The following is a 2,141-nucleotide window of genomic DNA, read 5'->3' as shown; positions in this document are numbered from 1 at the left end:
GCGGGGTGCCGGCGGAGGGCGCCACCCGCCGCACGGGGACGGCCCCCGCCGGGCCGGGGGTCGTCTCGCCGATGCGCTCAGGACACCCGTCGACCTGACCCGGCCGACCTGGCACTGGCCGACCTGACACCGGCCGACGCGGCCCCCGGGCTACTGCCGGTACGAGGCCAGGAAGTTGCCGATCCGCTCGATCGCCACGCCCAGATCGCGGGAGGCGGGCAGGGTGACCACCCGGAAGTGATCGGGGTCCGGCCAGTTGAAGCCCGTGCCCTGGGTGACGAGGATCCGCTCCTGCTCGAGCAGGTCGAGGGCGAACAGCCGGTCGTCGTGGATCTCGTGGACGTTCGGGTCCAGCTTGGGGAAGGCGTACAGCGCGCCCATGGGCTTGACGCAGCTCACGCCCGGGATCGTGTTGAGCTTCTCCCACGCGATGCCCCGCTGCTCGTGCAGCCGGCCGCCGGGCTCGATGAGCTCGTTGATCGACTGATAGCCACCGAGCGCCACCTGGATGGCGTGCTGCGCGGGCACGTTGGGGCACAGGCGGGTGGACGCGAGGAGCTCCAACCCCTCGAGGAAGCCGGCCGCGTGCGCCTTGGGGCCCGTGATCGCCAGCCAGCCCGCCCGGTAGCCCGCCACACGGTAGGTCTTGGACAGTCCGTTGAAGGTCAGCACGAGCAGGTCGTGGGCGAGGGTGGCGATGGAGGTGTGCTCGGCCTCGTCGTAGACGATCCGGTCGTATATCTCGTCCGCCAGGATGAGCAGACTGTGCTCGCGGGCGAGATCGACGATCCCCTGCAGGACCTCACGCGAGTAGACCGCGCCGGTCGGGTTGTTGGGGTTGATCACCACGATGGCCTTGGTTCGCGGGGTGATCTTGGAGGCGATGTCCTCAAGCGACGGGTTCCAGTCGTCCTGTTCGTCGGCGAGGTAGTGGACGGGCCTGCCCCCGGCGAGTGAGGTCATGGCGGTCCACAGCGGGTAGTCCGGTGCGGGGATGAGGACCTCGTCGCCGTCGTCCAGCAGCGCCTGCATCGACATGGTGATGAGCTCGGACACGCCGTTGCCGAGGTAGATGTCGTCCACGCTGAGACGGGGGAAGTCCGGGACCAGCTCGTAGCGCGTGAAAATCGCCCGGCGGGCCGACAGGATGCCCTTGGACTCCGAGTAGCCCTGCGCGTGGGGGAGCGCGGCGATCATGTCGCGCATGATCACGTCCGGCGCCTCGAACCCGAACGGCGCGGGGTTGCCGATGTTCAGCTTGAGGATGCGGTGACCTTCGGCCTCGAGCTGGTTGGCCCTGGCCAGTACCGGCCCGCGGATCTCGTAGAGGACGTCCTTGAGCTTGGAGGACTGGTCGAGAGTGCGCAGCTGGTGGAGCGTTCGTCCCGTGGTCTCAGGCGTCATACCTTGCGATTGTGCCACTCGGGTCGCTGTGGCCCGCGTCGCGGAGGGCGTATGTCCGGTGGGGCATGGCGGCACCATGCCCGGGGCCGAAGGAGAGCACCGTGGCCCCACAGGGATGTCGTGAACGCCGCGCGGCGGTGGCACCTTTCTACGCGGTCGCCGGCTGGAGCTCCAGCCGCCCGCGGGCATGGCGTCTCGCACCCGCCGAAGGGCAGGCCAGACGCCATGTTCAGGAGCGGCGACCTTCGTGCAGTACATCTGCGGGAGCGCCCTGGGCGCCAGGCGCGGGAGCGGTTGAGGGCGGCGTCGCGAGCGGACGCGCGTACGCCCTCCCCCCGGGGAACGTCCACATGCGCCGCGGCCCGTGATCAGGAGATCTGATCACGGGCCGCGGTGGCGTCCGGTGGGCGTCAGCCCAGAGAGAGGCCGTAACCTCCGGACTTCTTCGAGCGGGGGATCGCCCCACCCGACGCGGGCTTCGCCGGGGCATCGGTCGGCGTCGACTCAGCCTGGGTGGACTCGGTCGACGTCGACTCAGCCTGGTCGGCGGAACCGGTCGCGGACTCGGCGGTGTCGGCAGTGTCGGCGGGCTCGGCTTTCGCCGGGGCCTCGGTCACCGGGGCGGCGGGCTCGGCCTTCGGAGCGCCGGGTGCCTTCGGAGCACCGGGTGCCTTGGGTGCGCCGGGCGCCTTAGCTCCACCCTTGAGGCCCAGGCCGACGGCCGGCTTCGCGGGCGC

At 70.7% G+C, this 2,141-nt stretch carries 1 protein-coding gene and 1 pseudogene; both read right to left on the bottom strand.

The window, feature by feature from the left end:
• Positions 1-150 precede the first annotated feature (150 nt).
• Entirely contained in the window at positions 151-1,404 is a 1,254-nt protein-coding gene (locus tag G6023_RS13405; protein ID WP_096906698.1) for a pyridoxal phosphate-dependent aminotransferase, read from the bottom strand.
• A 410-nt stretch (positions 1,405-1,814) separates the two neighbouring features.
• Positions 1,815-2,141, bottom strand: a pseudogene (locus G6023_RS15780) ((Fe-S)-binding protein); the annotation flags it as partial.

Source organism: Dietzia sp. DQ11-71 (genome assembly GCF_014144995.1).
Taxonomy (GTDB): domain Bacteria; phylum Actinomycetota; class Actinomycetes; order Mycobacteriales; family Mycobacteriaceae; genus Dietzia; species Dietzia kunjamensis.
Note: the sequence above shows the minus strand (reverse complement) of the source record. Positions and strands in the feature narration are given on the sequence as shown.